This window comes from Desulfoluna butyratoxydans, assembly GCF_900699765.1.
GTDB lineage: Bacteria > Desulfobacterota > Desulfobacteria > Desulfobacterales > Desulfolunaceae > Desulfoluna > Desulfoluna butyratoxydans.
Window position 1 is genome coordinate 865723 of the sequence record NZ_CAADHO010000001.1, and the last position, 20087, is coordinate 885809.

Annotated in this window: 13 protein-coding genes and 1 tRNA gene; 4 read left to right on the plus strand and 10 right to left on the minus strand. The window is 60.5% G+C overall.

All coding sequences use genetic code 11. The features are described 5' to 3' along the window. Positions 1-299 precede the first annotated feature (299 nt). Both pbpC and MSL71_RS03735 read right to left on the minus strand, forming a co-directional pair. A complete protein-coding gene (pbpC, locus tag MSL71_RS03730; RefSeq protein ID WP_246317710.1) occupies positions 300-2651 on the minus strand; it encodes a penicillin-binding protein 1C in 2352 nt (783 codons plus the stop codon). A 548-nt stretch (positions 2652-3199) separates the two neighbouring features. Beyond that, positions 3200-8110, minus strand: coding sequence for an alpha-2-macroglobulin family protein (locus tag MSL71_RS03735; protein WP_180137307.1), 4911 nt, complete (start codon positions 8108-8110; stop codon positions 3200-3202). An 863-nt stretch (positions 8111-8973) separates the two neighbouring features. On the opposite strand from MSL71_RS03735, the gene MSL71_RS03740 reads away from it, so the two are divergent. The 3 genes from MSL71_RS03740 to MSL71_RS03750 all read left to right on the plus strand — a co-directional run bounded on the left by MSL71_RS03740 (position 8974) and on the right by MSL71_RS03750 (position 11021). Beyond that, entirely contained in the window at positions 8974-9348 is a 375-nt protein-coding gene (locus tag MSL71_RS03740; protein ID WP_180137308.1) for a rhodanese-like domain-containing protein, read from the plus strand. A 15-nt stretch (positions 9349-9363) separates the two neighbouring features. Beyond that, entirely contained in the window at positions 9364-10116 is a 753-nt protein-coding gene (locus MSL71_RS03745; RefSeq protein ID WP_180137309.1) for a sulfite exporter TauE/SafE family protein, read from the plus strand. 227 nt (positions 10117-10343) lie between these two features. Further along, positions 10344-11021 (plus strand): lysophospholipid acyltransferase family protein, encoded by a 678-nt coding sequence (locus tag MSL71_RS03750; RefSeq protein WP_180137310.1) that lies wholly within the window; start codon positions 10344-10346, stop codon positions 11019-11021. 565 nt (positions 11022-11586) lie between these two features. On the opposite strand, the gene MSL71_RS03755 is transcribed toward MSL71_RS03750, so the two are convergent. The 7 genes from MSL71_RS03755 to MSL71_RS03785 all read right to left on the minus strand — a co-directional run bounded on the left by MSL71_RS03755 (position 11587) and on the right by MSL71_RS03785 (position 18973). Beyond that, complete coding sequence (locus MSL71_RS03755; protein WP_180137311.1) at positions 11587-12489, minus strand: patatin-like phospholipase family protein; 903 nt, start codon at positions 12487-12489, stop codon at positions 11587-11589. Continuing rightward, positions 12486-13061 carry a MerR family transcriptional regulator gene (locus MSL71_RS03760; protein ID WP_180137312.1) on the minus strand — a complete coding sequence of 192 codons (576 nt, stop codon included), beginning with the start codon at positions 13059-13061 and terminating at the stop codon, positions 12486-12488. The genes MSL71_RS03755 and MSL71_RS03760 overlap by 4 nt, the downstream gene beginning before the upstream one ends. A 187-nt stretch (positions 13062-13248) precedes the next feature. Further along, the gene (locus tag MSL71_RS03765; protein WP_180137313.1) at positions 13249-13434 is read right to left on the minus strand and encodes a MerR family transcriptional regulator; all 186 of its coding nucleotides are present in this window, start codon (positions 13432-13434) and stop codon (positions 13249-13251) included. Positions 13435-13519: 85 nt separating this feature from the next. Next, positions 13520-14008, minus strand: a complete 489-nt coding sequence (locus MSL71_RS03770; RefSeq protein WP_180137314.1) for a GNAT family N-acetyltransferase — start codon at positions 14006-14008, stop codon at positions 13520-13522. Between the two features lie 769 nt (positions 14009-14777). Continuing rightward, entirely contained in the window at positions 14778-16469 is a 1692-nt protein-coding gene (locus tag MSL71_RS03775; RefSeq protein WP_180137315.1) for a S8 family serine peptidase, read from the minus strand. Positions 16470-16602: 133 nt separating this feature from the next. Further along, complete coding sequence (locus MSL71_RS03780) at positions 16603-18381, minus strand: long-chain-acyl-CoA synthetase (RefSeq protein ID WP_180137316.1); 1779 nt, start codon at positions 18379-18381, stop codon at positions 16603-16605. Positions 18382-18406: 25 nt separating this feature from the next. After that, the gene (locus MSL71_RS03785; protein ID WP_180137317.1) at positions 18407-18973 is read right to left on the minus strand and encodes a hypothetical protein; all 567 of its coding nucleotides are present in this window, start codon (positions 18971-18973) and stop codon (positions 18407-18409) included. 226 nt (positions 18974-19199) lie between these two features. Between MSL71_RS03785 and MSL71_RS03790 the strand changes: the two genes are divergently transcribed. After that, positions 19200-19276, plus strand: a tRNA-Pro gene (locus MSL71_RS03790). A gap of 108 nt (positions 19277-19384) precedes the next feature. On the opposite strand, the gene MSL71_RS03795 is transcribed toward MSL71_RS03790, so the two are convergent. Then, positions 19385-19864, minus strand: coding sequence for a hypothetical protein (locus tag MSL71_RS03795; RefSeq protein WP_180137318.1), 480 nt, complete (start codon positions 19862-19864; stop codon positions 19385-19387). Positions 19865-20087: the final 223 nt, after the last annotated feature.

Below are 20087 nucleotides of genomic sequence, written 5' to 3' on the forward strand. Positions count from 1 at the left end.
GCCGCAGTCTTTTCACGGCCCATGCCTGCCCGCCCTGGGAAACGACTTCTGTGATGCCGGAGCCCTGATACAGGTGTATAGGGCGAGCATCGATCCTGTCGATGCGGTCTTGTGAGGACTCATCCGGGGGGGAGAGTTCTCCCTTGGCCCAGCGCAAGGTTGGTGCTCAATGCCCTAGACATAAAGGCCCCGTCTTCCAGCAATGGAGGGCGGGGTCTTTTTTTTGGGGTGACGGCTCAGCTGCCTCCGGCAAAACCGGTTACCAGAGATCACGCATGGCGAATGGCTGCCCCGTGGGTTCAATACACATCCACCGCCACCCGATCCAGGGCGCCGCTCTGGTCCACCACAAGGATCTGGTACCGGCCGCCATGGGTGGGCCGAAAGGACCATGTGGGCCCCTGCCCTGCCAGAACGGAGTTTTCAAACCAGTACCAGGGGCCGTTGCCCCCTTCCACCCCCAGGTCAAAGGAGGGATATTCGCGCTGAGCATCCTTTCGCATGATGATCTCCCCGTCTTCGATGCCCTTGATACGCACAGGCTCTTCAATGACGCTGTCTGTCACCCCTTCGCATGCGGGGAGGCGAGGCGGTATGATCTGCCGTCGCCTCCGGGACGGCTCCAGCCAGCTCTCCAGGGCCACGGGCCAGAGGGTAAACCGTTTCCGCACGGCAGGCTGCCCGGGAGCGCAGCCGACCGGAATGCGATACCGTCCGTCCGGGGTGACGGGAAGGTCCAGGGTGGTCACGGCAGGTCCGGGGGTCTCCCGGGTGGCGGTGAGGGTGGGGGGAGCCGTCCTGTCCAGGAGCCAGGCGATGCGCGGCTGATTGCAACTCTGCCCCGGAGCCACTGCCTTGCCCTCGGGCCAGCAGATGGTGCCCTCGGAGACGGAATCCGGCCGCGGCACCAGGCCGGTGTGCCGGGGCAGGAGCTGAAAGGCGAGTTTGAGCAGCGGGGTGGCGGTCTGGGCACCGTAATGACCCGGCACCGGAGCGCCGTCGGGCCGCCCCACCCACACCCCCACGGTATAGTCCCGGTCCACCCCCAAAGACCAGGCATCCCGAAACCCGTAGCTGGTGCCGGTCTTCACGGCAAACAGCGCCCCGGTGTCCCGGATCTGCCGGGCACGGGGGGGAATCAGCATGTTCTGAATGATCCAGGCGGCCCCTTCGGAGAGAAGCTTGGCTTCCTCTGCGGGAGCGCCCCGGACCAGGCGGGGCTTGATGGTTTTGCCGCCACGTCCCAGGCTGGAAAAGGCCAGCACCAGGTCCTCCAGGCTCGTGGCAAAGCCCCCCAAGGCCATGGAGAGGTTGGGCACGGCCCCCACGGGCAGCTTGATGTGAAACCCGCTGTTGACCATTTCCGCATAGAAAAAACGGGGGCCCACATGGTCCATGAGCTGCACGGCCGGAAGGTTCAGGGAGTGGGCCAGGGCCGAGGCGCTGCTCACCGGGCCACTGAAGCTTCGGTGGAAGTTCACGGGCTGGTAGTCCCCGAACCGGATGGGAACGTCCATGAGCAGGCTCTGGGAACAGATCAGCCCCTGGTCCAGGGCCATACCAAAGACAAAGGGCTTTACCGTGGAGCCCGGGGACCGAAGGGCCCGCACCATGTCCACGTGGCCGAACCGCTCCTCATTGAAAAAATCCGCAGACCCTACATAGGCCTTCACCGCCCCGGTTCTGTTCTCCATGGCAAGGACCGCCACCGACACATGGGGGGGCAGCGCGGTGGCATAGTCCATCACCAGCTGCTCCATGGCTTCCTGCAGAGGAAAATCGATGAGGGTCTCCACCCGGTCGGTGCCTTCCACGGCCCCGGCATGAAGCCGACGGGCCAGGATGGGCGCGGTCATGCTGGCCTCCACCGGCCAGGGAATCACCTTCTCCTCCTTGGCTTCGGTGACCTCCAGGGCGCTCCAGATCCCGAAGTCCTGAAGCCGATCCAGACACTTGTTCCTGGCCTTTTCCGCGGCTTCGGGAAACCGGTCCGGCCGAAAACGACTCGGGGACTGTGGCATCACCGCCAGAAGAGCGGCTTCGGCACGGGTCAGGTCGTCCGCCCCGTGGCCGAAATAGGCGTGACTGGCCGCCTGGACCCCTTCAAAGGTCCCGCCAAAGGGGGCGTGGTTCACATAGTAGGTGAGGATCTCAGCCTTGGAAAAATGCCACTCCAGCTGCAGAGCCGTGGCCATCTGAAGGCATTTTCCCCAAAGGCTCCGGGGTACCGGCCGACGCAGCCGGGCCACCTGCATGGTGAGGGTCGAGCCCCCCGACACAATACGGCCGCTTGCCGCCCACTGCCAGGCCGCCCGCACCATGGACACGGGGTTGATGCCGGGGTGACGGTAGAACCACCGGTCCTCGTACCCAAGAAGGGCCTCCACATACAAGGGGGAGACCTGCTCCGGGGTCACGGGATAACGCCACACCCCGTTGGGATCCGCAAAGGCACGCAAGGGCGTGCCGTCCTCGGCCAGGACCACGCAGGTCCGGGTCCGGGGGGCAAGGTCCACAGGATAGAGGCGGTCCAGCGCGAAGAGCCCTGCCACCAGCAAAAGGACAAACAGGCCCAAACATAAAAAAGCCCTGGGAAACCGCCCCCCCAGGGCCTGGATCTTCTGCGCGACCGCGCTGCGATTGAAAAGCATCTGTTTCAATCAAGCCTTCTCAAATGAAAATGGTTAAAAAAAGCATGCCTCCGGCGGCGAGGGTGACGAAGCCACTGTAGCAAAAACACCTCGAAAGCTTATTGCCATTGCGCTTTGCCCTTCGTTCCTCAGGGCAAAGCGCAATGGCCTTCGACTCGGGCCACGCCCGACATAAACGCTGATGGGTGCTGCAGGCTGGATCACAAGCTTCGCCGCTACAGGATACGTTGTCACCACTTGCTCCGTGTCGATTTAACCGCACTGCCTTCTATGGAGAAAGTGAATGGAAAAAGCAGGCCTCCGCCGGCCAAGGGAGTTCTGGCCTTAGTGGCTCCGCCCCCCTGGCCCCAGGTTGCTGAGGGACTCGAGAATGAGAAAAAACACCCTCTTTTGCCTTACCTAAGCGGCATACAGAAGACACGGGCATGTGATTTCATGACCGTTACGGTTCTTCGGCGGTGCGCAAGCGCACCCTACCCACCGTCGAAGGCGGTATCTCTCGTGAAAAGGGTGCGTTTGCGCACCCTTTTCACGGAATAGAAACGATATTACTCCGTCACGGTCAGGGTTTCAAAGGTCCCGCCAATGGCGTGGCGGAAGGGCCGGTACATGTCTTCGACGTAGCTGCCCGGCATGCGGTAGACCCCGGGGGTAACGGCGCGCACCAGGTAGAACAGGGTGACGGTGCTCTCCTCGCCCACGGAGACGGCGGCCACGTAGCGGTCGTCCCGGAACTCTTCGTGGGAGACGGCGCCTTTGTCCCACAGCTTGCCCACGGGCTTGTCCCCGATACGGATCTCGTCCAGACGGACGCTTGAAAGCCCCAAGTTCTGGTTCTCGATCTCCACCCCTGCGGGGAGCAGGTCCACCACCAGACCGTCGGGGGTGCGCCGGGTGGCGGAAACCGTCAGCTTCACCACCATCAGGGCACCGGACTTCAGGGTGGTGGGCGAGATCTCGTTGCCGTCCACGTCGTAAAAGTTCCGGGTAATGGTCATCTCGTTGGAGACCGGCTCAGGGGCATTTTTGCGTTCGCCGGTGAGGCTGACGTTGGCGTAGATGGGCTTTTCCCCGGCCTTGATGGCCGTAAGCCCCTGGAACTGGTCCAGGTCAAACAGAGAGGAAAAATCCCTGTTGCGGGAAAGGGCCTGGTCGCCGTTTTGGGTCATGAGCACGGCCTGCCATTTTTCCTTGTTGGCGTCGCCCTGTCCGGACAAGGCCTTGGTGGCGGTGCGGAACAGGCAGATGCGCTCCTGGGTGCTGAGCCACCTGCGCTCCCTGACGGTGTCCGCCAGGTCCTCCACCAGCTCGCCGAGGCCCTCAAAGCCATAGGCCATGGCGAGCTCGGTCATTCGGCCCAGGTCCCTGACGGGGGACCCGTAATCGCCGTAGTACCTGCGATCGGAACGCAGTCGCTCGGAAAGGGCCTTTTCATAGGACGCCTCCCCGTGCCGCTCATCCCCGGTGAATTTAAAGGCCGCGGACAGGTACATCCAGCTGAGGCCGTCGTCATCGGTCTTTCCGTCGTAGTGGGAATAAAGACGACGCAGGTCGCTCAGGCGAGCCTTTCCGTTACGGGCAAGAATGTACCCGGCGTAGCTTCGGTAGGCAAACCGGTAATGATCGGGGTCTTCGCTCCAGTGCCTGCTGCTGGCGTTGTTGCCTTTCAAATAAGTACGCAGCCTCTTGTCGGCCTTCTCAAGGGCCTTGGAGCCCACGGGGATCCCCATCTTCTGGGCGTCATGGAGAAACTCGGCGGCGTAAACCGTCAACCACTCGTCTTCAGGGCTGTCCGAGGACCACAGGCCAAAACTCCCGTTGGACTTCTGGCAGTCCAGTACCCGGGTCACGGCCTTGTCCACCTGGGCCCGTCGAAACGCTTCATCATAGGGACGCTTGAACTGCTCCTCCACACGGTTGGTCAGGCCCAGTTCTCCCAGGCCCTCGGGGGTGGCCAGAACCCAGGGATACCCTGAACTGATGGACTGCTCCAGGCAACCGTAGGGGTAGTGAAGCAGGTACTCAAAATGCCCCGCAAAGTCAATGGGGGGACGGTCGGACAGGTTCATCTGGAACCGCACGGAGGCGGGCACCAGGTCATCGGTTTGAAGGGTCGGGGTCCACTGACTGTTCGGATCAATGGTGGCCACGGTTTTCCGGGAGATCGAAGGATAGGGCGAACGAACACCCAGCCGCCAGATGCGGTCGATGTCCAGAGCCTCCCCGGAGTCGCCCCCCGGTCCGGTGAGATGCATGGAGATCACGCCCTGGCCGGTGCTTTTTTCCGCCGTAAGGGGAAAGCGCAGGGTGGTCTTCTCCTTCTCTTTAAGGGAGACGGAGCGGGTCTCGGTGGACGCAGCAAGGGAGCCGCCCTGGGTCATCTTAACGGAAAACGTCTGGGGCTCGCCGCTCATGTTGCGCAGGTCCAGGGCCAGGGTGGAGTTATCCCCCATGGCCAGGAACCGGGGCATGGCCACCTGGGTGACGATTTTGTCGGCCACGGTGGTGTTGGCGTCCGCCTTGCCGAACTGCTCATCGGCATAGGCCAGGACCATCCACCGAAGCTGGCCGTTGAAGTCGGGCAGCTCGAACTCGGCGGTAACCTGGCCGTCTGCGTCCACGGCCAGGGGCTCGGAGAAGAACGAGACCATGCGCACGTCGGATTTTGGCTTGTCCCCGCCCCGGGAGAGCTCGGCGTCGGACTCGGCAAAACCGCCGCCGAACCGCTGACGGGCCGCCGCCGGGCCTATGTTGTCGATGATCTCTCCGTAGTTGTCGTACAGGTCCACGGTGTAGCGTCGGGCACCGAAAAAGTAGCCTTCCGCGTCCGGGGTGGCGTAGCGGGTGATGTTCAAGATCCCCACGTCCACCAGGGCCACCACCACGCGGGTGTTGGCGGAAACGGGACCGTCTTCGGCCGAAACGGAGATGGAAGCCTTCACGGTCTTGTTGGGCTGGGTGCGCTCAGGCGCGTCAATGGACACATCCAGGTGGGCCCCCTTGCGCTTGAGGGGCAGGTGAACCATGCCGAAGGCACGGGAGGGCACGGGGGTTGCGGTCATGTCCCCCGGACGGATGACCATCACCGAGGCGTAGAGATCGTGGCGATTCCAGGAGGTATTGGTGGGAATGGAGACCACCGTGCCCTCGGACTTCACGGGAACGTAGGTGGTGTACAGGGACTTTTCAGAGCTCTCCACGGTGACCAGGGCCAGGCCGTCCTGGGGCGGGGTGATGCGCAGCTCTGCCGTCTCCCCGGGGACATAAGAAGCCTTACCGAAGCCCAGGCTCACCTGGTCCGGCTTCTGGGCGCTGCCGGTGTCCGCGTTGCCCCACCACGACCAGGAGGTCTTGAACCCATAGGCGGTGCGGGTGGTGCCGTCGGTGATCTCCACACGATAGCGGCCCCAGCTCAGGGGCAGGCTCACGGTGGTGGTCTCCCCCTTGCGGGTGGTAAGGGACTTAGTGAACACCGTCACCGGGCTCTCGTCCCAGTCCCAGTGCCAGCCCCGGCTGTCGGAGTGACGCCAGTACCAGTTGCGATCCTGCCGGATCAGGGAGAGCTGGATATCCCTGGCCTCCTGCCACTCCCCGGCGGAGTTCGCGACCCCGACCTTGATGTCCACGGTGGTGTCGGAATCCGGGTTGCCGCTGAACTGGGGCTCAATGCCCAGAAAACGCTTTCCGTTGAGAATGGTCAGCCGGGTGGAGCGGGTCACGGGGCGTCCACCGGTCTCGTACACACTGACGTTGGCGTGGACCTCCACCGGAGACGTCTGTTTGGTCCACAGATTGCCCACGCTCAACCACGTTTTGCCCTTCTCATCCAGGCTGTGGGTGCCAAAATCACGGCGGCGTACCATCAGTTTCTCGGATTTGTCCCCGAAAAAGAAGGTGGGCAGGTGATCAAAGGGGTGGCGATCCACCTTGGCCGTCATAAAGCCGTCCACCTTGTTGCCGGAGGCAGGGGCACCGTAGAGGTACTTGGAGGCCACGGGCAGCTTGACGTACGAAGGCGAGGCATAGAGTCGCTTGCCCTCCTGGGGCCCGTCAAACAGGGTGAGGTCCAGGCGCTCGGGGAGGAACTCCTCCACCTTGACCTGATACCGGCAGGCGTTGCCCCCGGCATAGGCCAGCTTGAGCGTGTAGGTACCGGTCTGGCTTGAATCCGAGGTCTGGTAATCAAAACCATAGAGCCCGGTCTCCTTAGGCTGAAGCTGGCCCGAGGTGAGCCGGCTGCCGTCGGGCTTGTAAAAAGCATAGCTCAGGGGAAGCCCTTCCGGAAGCTTGCCGTCAAAGTCCCGCACCAGCACCTTGACCTCAATGTTGTCGCCGGGGCGGTAGAGGTCCCGGGGACCCCAGGGGTAAATCTGGTATTCGCTGTGGACGGTCACGGCGTTTTTGAGCCCCGAGAGGTCCAGGGCATTTCGGCCGAGGCGAAGGACCGAAAACTGGTCCCCTAAGGTGGCCAGAAGCTGATGCTGACTGGACTTGGCGCGAAACGAGACACGCCCGAGCTCGTCGGACTCACCGGCGTCGACGACCTTGCCCTCCCGGTTGATGATCTTCACCTGCACGTTTGCCATGGGATTGCCCGTGGCAATGTTCTGGGTATAGACATCAAACCGGCCCTTGTACTCGCGGATATGGAGCCCGATGTCGGTCTGCATGAAAAGGGCGTGCTCGTACTGATAGTTGTACTCACCCGGCTGGGACATCACCGCCACGTAGGCCCCGGGGGCGCTCAGGGCATCGATGCCGCTCAGATCGATGTTGTAGTCGGTGCGCTGGTTCTTTCGTGGGTTCAAGGCAAACCGGCCGGTATGCACCAGGGAGCCGTACGTCTTGAGCTTCTTCAGGTTGTAATAGTCGGCCCAGCCGTTTTTGCCGAAACGCTCCATCATCTTCGGCAGGCTCTTGGCGTTGATGCGGAAGAAATCGATGGTCACCTCATCCACGTTCAGGGTGGTGACCGGAAGCTGTCTGGGGCTGGAGCTGCTGATGATGTGGGCGCTGGAGGTGAAGTTCACCCCAGGAGTCAGGGCCTTGGTGGTGACCGTCTTGTACTCGGAAAATTCCAGCTTCTGACCGTTGATGTCCTTTATCCTGTTGGAGACATTGACGATGTACTTGGCCTTCGGGGTCACAAAGGGAAAAATCACCTTGGTGCGGTCCTCATTCACCACCCAGTGGTCGGACCTCCCCCCTTTCAGGTAGATCTGTTTGTCTTCCAGGAGGTCCCGGTCCACCGGTGCCGTGAAACTCACCGCAATGGCCGGTGCGTTTTCGTAAAGGATCTCCTTGATGGACGCCACGGCAAAACCGGCTCCTTTGTAGTCTTTTTTGGCCTTCTCAAGATCAAAGGCCGAAGCGGTCTGGACCAGCATCATGAGGCTGATCAGCAGGGTCAGGGTTGCTCGGAGTATGGGAATGCTCCTGTCAAAAAAATACCTTCTCACGGTAGGCTCACCTCATGTCACATTTTATCGTATAGTTACCTAAAATCTAGTTCAAATATATCAGCGCAAAATAACCACCCCTTGATCACCTTGTCAATCATTTTTCTACATCGTAATAGCAAGGTAATTCTACGGGTCCTTTTTTTACTCTATTTGCATCAAACGACAGTTTCTGCGCTGTCACGGACAGGCCGGAGACAGCCGTTGCCCCCACCCCGCCATGCCCCCAGACCGGGTATTTCGCGAGAAAATAGCGCAACTGCAGCGCTGGAAAACTATCACAGATAGCCATCTGTAATAATAGACATTTCAAAAACACATGCAACTATTCAGCTTGCCTCCGGCGGGTCGCTTTTTTGAAAAAAAGCTCCGCAAAAAACGTTCCGCTTGTTCACTCTCTTCGCTTTCTGCCCCTGCGGGGCAGAAAGCGAAGAGAGCGAGCAGAAAAATGAGAACAGTCAAAATCGCTGGAATTCATGCCAAAGCTATCAAGACCTGTTTGTCAAACGTTTCAAAAGCTTGGCCCCCGGCAGGGCCGCCAGAGGCATAAGCTGAATAGTTACAAACACATAATGTAATTCATGGTTTTCTGCTCGAGTTCCTCACCCTTCGGGCGATCCGAGCGCCCCCATCTTCTGCGTTATCAGAACCTTGAGGTAATCCACGGCATCCTCAGCCCTGATGCCTTGCCTATTGGGTGCACTTGACTCGCGTAATATCCGGGCTAATAAACCCTGCCCGTAAAAACACAATGCCGACGCGGCTCGGGAGTTGACACTGGGCGCAAGGGGAGTATATTTCTACTTGGCAATATGGGGATATAAAGATATATCTACCCCAACCCATCACGCAAAGGAGTAAAAATGAACGCACTGGACCAGGTTATCACCGATATGGATTTTGATTTTCTGGGGGCAGGGGACCACGCCATAAGCGTGGACGGTGTCCGAAAGGCTCTCGGCAACGATCACATCGTCCTCCTGGACATCCGAACGGACCAGGAAGTCGCCTACACCGCCTTCCCCTTTGCCGTACACATTCCCCTGCATGAGCTGCCCCACCGCCTGGATGAACTGCCCCGGGACAAGTGCATCGTGGCCTTTTGCTCGTCAGTCTTTCGAGGTGCGGTGGCCTATACCTACCTGAAGGCCAAGGGCTTTGACGAGGTCAAGGGCCTCACCGCGTCCATGGAGGAGCTGGTCAAAATCTTCAAACCCGGCCCCCTGGCCAAGATGTAAGGAGCCGGGCTTTCCATGCTGGATCACCTCACACTCGCCGTCGCCCTCTTCTCCTTTGGCCTGAGTTTCCTCTTTGCCCTGGGGGGCGTCGGCTCGGCCCTGGTCCTCATTCCCACCCTCACCTGGCTGGGAATCCCCTTTGCCCAGGCACGGCCCACGGCCCTTTTTGTCAACACCGTGAGCATGCTCGGGGCCACGGTCTCCAATATCCGGGAAAAACGCCTGGACATCAGGCTGGGCGTCCCCATCATCGCGGCATCGGTTCTCCTTGCCCCGGTGGGGGCCTGGGTCAGCCACCGCGTCCCCACCCGGGCGGTCCTCTTCGCCTTCATTGGGTTCCTCGCCTTTTCCGGGTCCATGATGCTCTTTTTCAAGGGATCCAACTATGCGGATCAGTACCGGGAGGACCGACCGGTTGTGGGCCCCATGCTGGTGGGTGCCGTCGCCGGGTTCTTCTCCGGCCTTCTCGGGGTGGGAGGCGGCGGGCTCATTTCGCCCCTGATGATCGTCCAGGGCTTCAATCCGAAACGGGTCGCAGCGGTGACGGCCTTTGCCGTGCCCTTCTCCTCGTTTTCCGCTTTTCTCGCCTACGCGGCCCTGGGGTCGGTCTCCCTGCACCTCCTTGCCATTGCGGGGCTCGCCGCCTGGGTGGGCGGGTACATGGGGACCCGGGTAATGCAGCAAAACATGAAAGCCTCTTCCGTAAAAAAATGCCTGGGCATGGTGCTGCTCCTCCTGGCTGTGAAGCTCTCCATGAAACTCTGGTAATCCCCGTTGCGTCGGCCCGTCCGCAGCCCATGACTTTTAAAATGCGATTTGCTTTCTGCCCCGAATTGAGATAAATCTTGTCTTAATCCCGTGTGTTCATCCCCTTGGATATTCCCCTTTGTGTCTCAGGCAGGGGCACACCTTTCCTCGCCTGTTCTGCATCGTCCTCTCTGGATGAGTCCCCACGCATGGCCGGTGATTCAACTCCTTCAACCGTCGAGGTGATCATGGCGATCAAGATCAACAGGATGCTCTCGTCCAGGTTTTCCCAGTGGCTTCTCTACAAGTTCATCCGGATGTACTCCCTGAGCTTCAGGCTTGAGGTCCAGAACGAGGATGCCTGGCTCGATGCCTACCTGAACAAGGACAAGCGTATCCTCCTGTGCGTCCATCACCAGCAGTTTTTCGCAGCCATCCGGTATTTCCAAAAGTACAAAGAGTACTGCCCCGGCCTGATGATCAGCCAGAGCAAAGACGGGGAGCTCATCGCGGCTGTGGCCAACCGAACCGGCTGGACCACGGTGCGGGGATCGTCATCAAAGGGGGGAGGAGACGCCCTGAAAGGAATGATCGACCACCTAGGCACCCACAGGCTCGCCGCCCACATCATCGACGGCCCCAGGGGCCCCTTCGGGAAAGTCAAACCCGGAGCCATCCGCCTTGCCCATGGGGAAGAGACGGTCATTGTGCCCTTCTACATCCAGGCTGACCGTGCCTGGTACGCCAACAGCTGGGACAGGTTCCTGCTGCCCAAGCCCTTTTCCAAGGTCATCCTGCGGTTCGGGGAGGAGCTGACCTTCCCGGAAACAGACTCCGAAGACGCCTTTGAAGACCACCGGCTGGCCCTGGAAGGCGTCATGTTCTCAGACAACGAGCGCCTGAAGCAGGAATGCCTGGCGGCTTGATGGGAAAACGCCTCCGGCGTCCCTGCCGGGGGCCAAAGGTTTGACAATTTTATGGACTGGGTTTGACAAACAGGTTTTAAAAAGTCGGAACGACCCAACGCAATCTACCTCTGGCTGTCAGAATAACCTGAACAGTTTATTCTATGGCATCCTGTAGGGTGTGCTTGCGCACCATATTGTTAAGAAAGCCGACGTCTTTTGATATTTCTATGCTGCGTGAAGGTCACCCTACATGGGTTTTCATGACCGTTACGGTTCTTCGGCGGTGCGCAAGCGCACCCTACCTCACATCATACACCGTAGAGCACATTTGCAACCGGCTTTCGAGGTGGCACACCTCGCTGCCGGAGTTATTCCGGTTTAAGCCAGGCGAATCCCACGTCCCTTTCATCGTGCTTCCAGAAAAATAAAATGGGCCTCTCCTGCAAAAACAGATGCCACATGTCACACACCACGCGAATGCCTCGAAAACATTTGCATGATGACGGCCGTCATGCATTCGCTATAAGGTTTCCAGGTGCCCCCACCTGGCCGCCGGAGGCATCCTTTTTTGTCTATCTGATTTTTACGCCAGCAGCTCACTGAAGCACCTTTCGGCCCGTCGGTAGCCCAGATCAATCATCTCCGCAGCCCGGTACACCTCCAGGGTGCCGCAGGCGTTCTTAGGAATCACCACCAGCCTGTCCGGCGGATATGCGGCCAGTTTCTGCCGGGCGATGGTGCCCTGCATGGCGTCAAAGGCCTGGTGGGCGATGTCGTAGACCCCCCAGTCCCTGCCTGAATTCTCCTTTCCATTGTTCTTGAACCGGTGGATAAACCGATTGATCTTACGGCGGATCGTCGGGGACTCCTCGGCAGCCTGCACCTGATCCGTCTCCTCGTGTTGGTGCTCCTCGGCAGGCCCCCCCAAATTCACGGCCAGGGTGATGTCGGTTGAATCTCCGAAGGTGGGGGCGATGGGCACGGGATTCAGGACGCCGCCGTCGATGAGTTCCACCCCGTTCAGGTGAACCGGCGTCAGGAAAAAGGGGATGGAACACGAGGCCCGAATGGCATCAAACAGGCTGCCGGAGGTGAGCCACACCTCCTTTTCGTTCAACATGTCCGTGGCCACAGCCGTAAAGGGAATGGGCAGGTCTTCGATGCACTGATCGCCTACCAGCCCCACCAGGGTGCTCATCACCTTGTCCCCCTTGACCAGGCCGCTCTTTCCCCAGGAGAGGTCCATGAGCGCCACCAGGTCCATGCGCGTAATGGAGCGCACCCAGGTCTCAAACTCGTCCAGGTGCCCCGCCGCATAAATGCCGCCCACCATGGCTCCCACAGAACACCCCGAGATGGAGGCGATGTGAAAGCCGTGTTCCTCCAGCCAGTGAATGACCCCGATATGGGCCAACCCTCGTGCCCCACCGCTCCCCAGCACAAGGGAGACCGTTTTTCCCCTTTTGTTGTTTGTGTTGCCACTCATGCGTTGTCCCCTTCCGGCCCTCGGGCCTGTGCGCCTTCGTCGCAGTGCTCGCGCGACCACGTCTGTATCTTTTCCGCTTCCTCCCGGGAAATGCCCAGGGAGAGAAGGAATTCCAGATGAGCCATGGGGGCCCGCGCCTCGAACTCGGCATGCCACACCGTCATGGCAGCCTCATCCATGCCCGCGGCCTCCAGCATAGCCACCCACATCTGCTTGTCCACCACAGGGGTGGGCGCATCCCCGGTCATGGCCTTGAGCATCCCGATGACAGCATGCTGCCGGTGCCTGAGGGAGAGAATCTCCGCCTCCAGCTCCCTGGCATGCTTTTCCAGGATCTTCACGGCTGGGGCCTGGCCGCTGTCCAGAATCGCCTGCACATCGGACAGGGCCATGCCCGCCCCCCGAAACATGGTGATCCTTGCCAGGCGGTCGTACTCTGCCCCGGTGTACACCCGGTATCCGGCCGGGGTGCGCTCAGGCGCCCGCAGCAACCCGATGCGGTCGTAGTAAAGCAGGGTACTCCGGGACAACCCGAAGGCCCGGCCCAGCTGAGAAATCGTGTAGGTTTTCACGGTCCATCTCCCGGATGAGTAAACAAGAAATGCCTCCGGCGGCCCTGCCGGGTGCCAAACGTTTGCCTGATTTATAAAACCGGGTTTGACAATCAGGTTGGAGATGATTTTATGAGCATCCGCAACCTGGGGCCAGGGGATCGTCCCCTGGCCGCCGGAGGCGTACTTGTTTTTCCTGATTTAATCCTTAACTGCAGCGTTTCCGCACATCGGCGATTTCCGCCTCGGACATCCCCAGCCACGCCAGGAACTGATCGTGGACCTCGGGATGGCGGGTTTCAAACACCTTGTGCCATGCCATCATCTGCTCCTCGGACAACCCGATCTCCTGAAACATGGCAACCCACTGCTCTTTGCTGACATTTTTTTCCATGATTTTTCTCCTTAACTGTTCATGCGGTTTTGGGTGCGTCACGGCCATGACAGGAAAGGGTATAAACTGTGAAGCCATAAACGGGTCAACCGGAAAATGCTTTCAGCATCCAGACATCGCATCCACCGTGGATGGTACCGGCAAGGGGTGCGTCCAGATGCTCGAAGCCCAGGGCTTCGTACAGGGAGATGGCAGCGGTCATGGCAGCCAGGGTGTCCAGGTAGCAGCGCCGGTAGCCCTCGGCCTCGGCAAAGGCCAGGCATCGCTCGGCAAGGTCCCTTCCCGCGCCCAGGCCCCGGGTCTCGGGAAGGAGGAAGAGCTTACGCAGCTCGCAGGTCTCCCGGCTCTCCTGAAAAGGGGCCACCCCGCATCCCCCCACCACCCGGCCCCCCACCCGCGCAACAAGATAAAGGCTCCCGTCCTGCGGGGCGTAGTGGCGGCTCATGGCGCTCACTTCCGGGTCCGAAGGCCCGAAGCCCTCCCCCACGGCCCCGAACTCGGCGCCGGTTTTCCTGATGACCTCACAGATGGCACCGTCCCACTCAGGACGGATCTCTTCGATGGTATATGACATGATGCTTCACACTCCATGACGGCGTCACTGCTGCGAGTTGCAGAAACGCAAATTGCGTAAAAAAGGCCCGAAAAGGCCGCTTCTCTCTTTCTTGAGATAGCGCCTTACGGGCCACACGTCCACCCATTGGCATCATGTATTCGGAATACCCCCCACGCCTTTTGCCATGTCCATGTTGCGTGAAGCTCACCCGGGCATGGGCTTTCACGCCCGTTTCGATTTTTCGGTGGTGCGCAAGCGCACCCTACGCTTGACCCGAGCCCCTTCGGGGTTGCCGTGGCCTGTAGGGTGCGGCCCCCGCACCGATTTGCGTCACGCGAACCGCCAGCGCGCATCGTACGGTAAACGGTGCACACGGCGTACCCTACGCTTGACTCGAGCCGCTTCGGGGTTGCCGTGGCCTGTAGGGTGCGGCTCCCGCACCGATTTGCATAACGCGAACCGCCAGCACGCATCGTACGGTAAACGGTGCGCACGGCGCACCCTACGCTTGGCTCGAGCCGTTTCGGGGTTGCCGTGGCCTGTAGGGTGCGGCCCCCGCACCGATTTGCGTGACGCGAAACGCCGCCAGCGCGCATCGTACGGTAAACGGTGCGCACGGCGCACCCTACGCTTGGCTCGAGCCGCTTCGGGGTTGCCGTGGCCTGTAGGGTGCGGCCCCCGCACCGATTTGCGTGACGCGAAACGCCGCCAGCGCGCATCGTACGGTAAACGGTGCGCAAGCTCACCCTACGTTTGGCTCGAGCCGTTTCGGGGCTCCCGCACCGATTTACCCTCCGATGAGAGCCAGGTTGCTGGTCAACGCGCTCACATCCAGGGTGTAGGCCCCTGACCCTTTGCGGGCATCCACCCGAATGGTGTAGGTGCCGATGACGGTGGGTGCAAAGGTCACGGTCTCCTGCCTGCTTGACCACTTGGCGGACGAGGCCACTTCGGTGCCGTCGGGGTCCAGAAGGCTCAGGTTGTAGTCATGGCTGGGAAACACCAGCAGAATGGGGTGCCAGGCCTCGATGATCAGGGTCACGGCGATGGGCTGGGAGGTATCATAGACATCAAAGGTCCACTCGTCCCGTTTGTCCGTGGCCGAAGCAAACCAGTTCCACCCGCTCAGGGTATCGGTGACGCCGAGGTGGTAAGGTGCGCCTTCAAGGGGCGGGGCAGGATAGCCGTCCATGGTCTTGCTGATGGTCTGAAGGCCGTCCAGGCGCCCTGCGCCCACCTCATTGTCGTTTCCGGCCGGTCCCCAGAACTGCGCGTTGGCCGCCAGCACCGCCTTCATCCCTTGCGGGGTCAGGGCCGGATCGCCCTGGAGGAGCAGGGCCGCTGTTCCCGCCACAAAGGGGGTGGCCATGCTGGTGCCGCTGTGGGCGATATACCCTGCCGGAGAGTTGGCCAGGGGGGCCATGATATTCACCCCGGGAGCGGCGATATCCGGCTTGACACGCTGGTCCGCCGTGGGCCCCCGGCTGGAAAAGTCCGCCAGGAAAAAACCGCCCTCACCCGGATCGCCCATGGCCCCCACGGTGATCACCTCTTCGGCTGCGCCGGGTGACCCGATGGTGGAAGACGCCGGTCCGCTGTTTCCGGCGGCCACCACGGTGACAATGCCTGCGGATACCGCGGCGTTTGCCGCAAGGCAGGTGGCGTCGGTGCCGTCGGAGCTCCCTGTGCTTCCCAGGCTCAGGCTGATGATATCGATGCCCAGCTCCTGTTTGCGCTCAATGCACCACTCAATCCCGGCAATGACCGTACTCATGCTGCCGCTGCCGCGGCTGTCCAGCACCTTGACGCCCACCAGCTCTGCTGCCGGGGCAATCCCCGCGTTGGCCCCGTTTTCATCGCCTGCCCCTGCGATGATACCCGCGCAATGGGTGCCGTGGCCGTTGTCGTCGTAGGCGGAGGCCCCGGTGTCGTCCCCCACCAGGTCGCAGAAGGCGGTCACGCGATCGCCAAAGGCGGCGTGCCCCGCGTCGATCCCCGTATCGATCACCGCCACGGTGACGCCCTCGCCGTCCAGGCCGTACATCTGCCGGGCGGCGGTGACCCCGCTCCACTGGGCTGCCGTATCCATAAACGCATGGACAGGCGCGTCGTATTCAATACGCGCCACAGAGGCGAGCCCTGAAAGGGTTTGGATATCCACACGGCTCACATCCATGGCCAGGGCCGGGATGCGGGTGTAACGATACCGGGGTACAGAGCCGCGAACAGCCCTGAGAAGCGCATCCTGGGCCCTGGACAACGCCGCCGTATCCAGGTCTCCGGCCATGGCCCTCAGGCCGGGGGCCTCCTTCAGAACAACGATGACGGGCAGCACCTCATGGCCAGAAAGGGTCTCCAGCCTCTCCCGAAGATCCAGGGTCAGCGGGCCTCCTGCGGCAACGGCCGAGGCAAAGGCACCCAAACCGCACAGAACAAACATCACAAACGATACAATCTGCAAAGCCGAACGATGTCTCATACACAAACCTCCGTGACGTGGTCCCGTCATCCGACGAGGGATGGGGGAGGGTTCATATGAACTGTCGGTATTCAGCACATGGCAATCTATTTCGTCTGGTGCCGACGGCAATCCCCGTTGATCGGTACAGGCGTTAAAACCGAACCGTGCCGCCCTGGATATCGTCGTAAAGGTCCGGGGTCAGGGGGCGGTACCCCTCACCCGGATAATAGAAGTAGAGGGGGTCGTCGATGCGATGGGGGGCAAACCCCTCTTTTCTCAAGGTGACCTTCTGCTGCTTAAAAGAGACGCTCACATCGCACTGCTCCCGAAGCCTCAAAAACCAGGGCCGGGCATAGGCGGGCAGGTTCTCGGCCACGTAGGCGCTCAAGGCCGCAAAATCGATCTCGCAACCGGGAAGAAGAGTAAGGGCGGCCATGCCGGCCCTGCCCTCGGCCCCCTTCACCTCCACCCCGTAGACATTGGCATCTTCGATGTCACCGAACCGAAAGAGAAGGTCCCCCACCTCGTTGGTGGAAACCACCTCCCCCTTCCACTTGAAGGTGTCCCCCAGCCGGTCCACAAAGGAGACGTAACTCTTTTCATGGAGCTTCATCAGGTCTCCGCTCAAAAAGTACCGATCCCCGGATGCAAAGACATTGCTGAGGATCTTCTCGTCGGTGGCGGCCCTGTTGTTTTTATAACCGGAAAACCGGTTAAGGCCATTGATCTTCGGCAGGAACATCCCGGTCTCTCCCACCCTGCATTTCTGGGCAAACCCGTTGGCGTCCAGGTAGATCTCCCCGGTCTCCACATCACAGCGGGCCAGCTCCCCCATGCGCACCACCCCGGCAAAGGAGAGCTGCCCGATCATGCCGGGGAGCCCCTTTCTGTTCATCAGCCCACCCACCCCTTCGGTGGCGCCGTAGACCTCAATGACCTTCTCAATGCCGAAGCGCTCCTGAAACGCCTCCCAGTACTCCGCCCGCATGCCGTTGCCTAGGATCACGCGCAGGGGGTTCGCCTTGTCGTCATCCCGGGGCGGCTGGTTGTAAAGGTAGCGGCACAGCTCCCCCACGTAGATAAAATGGGAGGCATTGAACCGCCTCACGTCGTCCCAGAACCGACGGGCCGAGAACTTGCGGGCAAGGGCCAGGGTACCGCCCCACATCAGGGAGTGGGGCCAGGCAATGTTGATGCCGCTGTTGTGGTAGAGGGGCAGGCAGAGGTACTGCACGTCTCCGGGGACGGCGTTCATGGCAAAGCCCCCCGCCGCATACCCCATCTGAAACCACTTACGGTGGGTCAGCACCGTGGCCTTGGGCATGCCCGTGGTGCCGGAGGTGTAGATGTACTCCAGGGTGTCCGCGGCCACCACCGGCCATGGGGCCTCGGGGTTTGCCCCGGTTTGATCGGCAAGCAGGGGGGCAAGGTCTTCCATGCCGGGCGGGGTGGCCACATCGTGCCCCTCTTTCTCCACAAACACGGACCCGGGCAGGCTGATCTGATCGCCCACCGCGTCAAAGGCCTCGGCCAGTTCCATGCCCACAATGACCGCCTTGGCCTCCACGACCTCCAGGGCATGGGCCAGAACCCGCCCCCGGATGTTCGTGTTCACAAGGGCGGGCACCACCCCGATCTTGGCCAGGCCCGCATGGATGACCAGATACTCCGGCCGGTTCCCCATGAGCAGGGCCACGGTATCCCCCTTGGCAAACCCCCGGGAGAGAAACAGCCGGGCATATCGGTTGGCAAGCTCATTGGCCTGCCCGTAGGTCATCACCCGGTCTTCAAAGCAGATCAGGGCCTGGTGGGGACGCTTTTCCGCCTGGCGCTCCAGAACCGCCCCCACGTTTTTTTGGCTTGAAGGCGAAAGGAAAAAGGGCCCCAGGGCCCCTTTGACCATGGACACACATTGCTTAACCTGACTCATAACGTTCCTTCATCTGCTGCATGATTTATGTTTCTGAGACGGGCGGCGTCTCGTCGTCTTCGCTTTCACGGGTCTCCTGGAGGTTCTGGGTGGCGGATCGAATGATCTGGGGCACCAGGCGCTCGCTGAATCCGGCCACAAAGGACCAGAAGAGAAGCTTGGCGATGTCTGGCCCGCTTTGCGGAAAGGTAGAGTTAAGCCACAGGGCAAAGCTGCCCACCAGGTCGTCGTGGTTGATGGCGCTGTGGGTGTATCGGGGAAACATGGAGCCCTCCAGTATCCCGGAGAGAAACAGGATCATGAGCACCAGGGCAAACACGCCCCCGTTGATGGGAATAAGAAGAATGGAAAACCAGGAGTTGGACAGCTCCCGCAGCTCATCGAGGCCCAGGGAGGGCAACCGCTGCTGGATGCTGACAAAACCGCCGATGAGCCCTGCCATGAACACGTAGCTCACCAGGTAGGTCCGCTTGGCCTCCGACGGGTTGACCGCATAAAAAAAGATGGTCAGAAAGACCAGGCACCCCGCCGTCACCACCACCAGCTTCCGGGTCACCGACTGCAGACACTTTTGCCTTTGCACTTCACTCATGGCCCCCTCCCACATAGAAAACCATTCGGATCCGTTCATAAAAGCAGGCGCAGGCCCTTTGGCCCGCTGCCCGGCACCGGGCACGCCCTTAAAAACCGCAAGACCACAATCGTCAATCACCATAACAACAATAATCTTTGTTTACCATTGTGTTGTAAAATAACTCTGCCCCCCTTTTCCCTTGACACCACGCCGGGCAAGGGCGTATAACCCGATCTGTTTTTGGCGGGGCGTAGCGCAGCCTGGTAGCGCACTTGACTGGGGGTCAAGGGGTCGGAAGTTCGAATCTTCTCGCCCCGACCAAAACAACAGCTTAAAAAACAAAAGGATCTGATCGACACCGATCAGATCCTTTTTTTGTTTGTACGAACATAACGCGTCGGTTATGCCCCAGACGAGCAACCTGCCCAGCTATCCCCGGACAATGGTCCTTGAGACGAATCTCATGGCTTCAAGCTCTTTGTAGAGTTCCTTTTTAAATTTGGATTTCGACCCTTTCAGGGTCAGGACACCCATGATCTTGTGGTCGCTCAGGCGGGTGAATTTCACGGTCCCGTGGGAATCCTTCAGCATGGTCTCCACCAGGTACTCAGCATCCACGGCATCGGAGACGATGTACCTCTCGATACGGACCGTCTTCATCTCTTTGCGGTTCAGGCCGGACCGGGGGAACCCTGCACCCTTTCGTTCTTCAACGGTCTTGGTCCCGCGAGGAGGTGCCACGAGGTTCAACCCGGCGCCCAGCAGGTGGCTCTCGACTTTGGCGGCGAACTCCAGCTGGTTGATGTAGTTGTTAAACGGCATGACCACAAATCGCACGTTGTCCCCGACACTGGGGATATACTTGTAGACAGGCTTGGGCGGTTCGGGTGTCCGCCACGATTTGATCATTCCGCAACCGCTCAGCATAACAAGAAGAGACACTGCAATCGTCACCCTCATCAAAGGGTTCATCCGGGTCTTTGTGATGTGAAACATAGTCATTCCTTCAACTCCAATGGGTTCATACGGTCTTTTCAGAAACATCGATGAAACGTGCCGACGCCGGGGCGGCAACGCCTGCGGGCGGCGTCATGTGCCCGGGACCTTGCGGGGCAAAGGGCCCAGATTCGGC

Bases quoted from the DNA above. Each gene is read 5' to 3' on its own strand.
- MSL71_RS03770 (WP_180137314.1), bottom strand. From the start codon at position 14,008: ATGTCATATACCATCGAAGAGATCCGTCCTGAGTGGGACGGTGCCATC.
- MSL71_RS03750 (WP_180137310.1), top strand. From the start codon at position 10,344: ATGGCGATCAAGATCAACAGGATGCTCTCGTCCAGGTTTTCCCAGTGG.
- MSL71_RS03755 (WP_180137311.1), bottom strand. From the start codon at position 12,489: ATGAGTGGCAACACAAACAACAAAAGGGGAAAAACGGTCTCCCTTGTG.
- pbpC (WP_246317710.1), bottom strand. From the start codon at position 2,651: ATGCTTTTCAATCGCAGCGCGGTCGCGCAGAAGATCCAGGCCCTGGGG.
- MSL71_RS03745 (WP_180137309.1), top strand. From the start codon at position 9,364: ATGCTGGATCACCTCACACTCGCCGTCGCCCTCTTCTCCTTTGGCCTG.
- MSL71_RS03775 (WP_180137315.1), bottom strand. From the start codon at position 16,469: ATGAGACATCGTTCGGCTTTGCAGATTGTATCGTTTGTGATGTTTGTT.
- MSL71_RS03740 (WP_180137308.1), top strand. From the start codon at position 8,974: ATGAACGCACTGGACCAGGTTATCACCGATATGGATTTTGATTTTCTG.
- MSL71_RS03785 (WP_180137317.1), bottom strand. From the start codon at position 18,973: ATGAGTGAAGTGCAAAGGCAAAAGTGTCTGCAGTCGGTGACCCGGAAG.
- MSL71_RS03795 (WP_180137318.1), bottom strand. From the start codon at position 19,864: ATGATCAAATCGTGGCGGACACCCGAACCGCCCAAGCCTGTCTACAAG.
- MSL71_RS03765 (WP_180137313.1), bottom strand. From the start codon at position 13,434: ATGGAAAAAAATGTCAGCAAAGAGCAGTGGGTTGCCATGTTTCAGGAG.
- MSL71_RS03780 (WP_180137316.1), bottom strand. From the start codon at position 18,381: ATGAGTCAGGTTAAGCAATGTGTGTCCATGGTCAAAGGGGCCCTGGGG.